This window comes from Vibrio sp. 10N.222.49.C9 (genome assembly GCF_041474985.1).
In the GTDB taxonomy this organism is placed as follows: Bacteria; Pseudomonadota; Gammaproteobacteria; order Enterobacterales; family Vibrionaceae; genus Vibrio; species Vibrio crassostreae_C.
In genome coordinates this window covers 1-350 of record NZ_JBFRVD010000991.1, presented here as the reverse complement: position 1 = coordinate 350, position 350 = coordinate 1, and the positions used below count along the sequence as shown (strand labels likewise).

Genomic DNA, 350 nt, shown 5'->3' with positions numbered 1-350 from the left:
CCGCGGATAATGGACTATCTGTTGGCTTAGTGACGACGACTCGTATTACTCACGCCACTCCAGCGGCCGCTTATGCCCATAGCCCTGATAGAGATTGGGAAAACGATTCAGCTATCTCAAACTACAACAAAGAGAATGGTTGTACTGATATTGCCCATCAGCTGGTGAACTTTGAACATGGTGATGGCGTGCAGGTTGTGTTTGCTGGCGGGCGCAGAGAATTCCTACCTGCTGACGCGCAAGATGAGCAAGGCTTTTCTGGGCGACGTGGTGATGGCAAAAACCTAATTGAAGAGTGGCAACAGCGCTATCCCAATGCGAGCTATGTATTCGATAAAGACGGGTTTGAA

At 49.4% G+C, this 350-nt stretch carries 1 protein-coding gene; it reads left to right on the top strand.

Going from position 1 to position 350, the window contains the following annotated elements; genetic code table 11:
- Positions 1–350 (top strand): alkaline phosphatase (locus AB4585_RS26575; protein WP_372171738.1); only part of this gene is annotated, 350 nt, incomplete at both ends.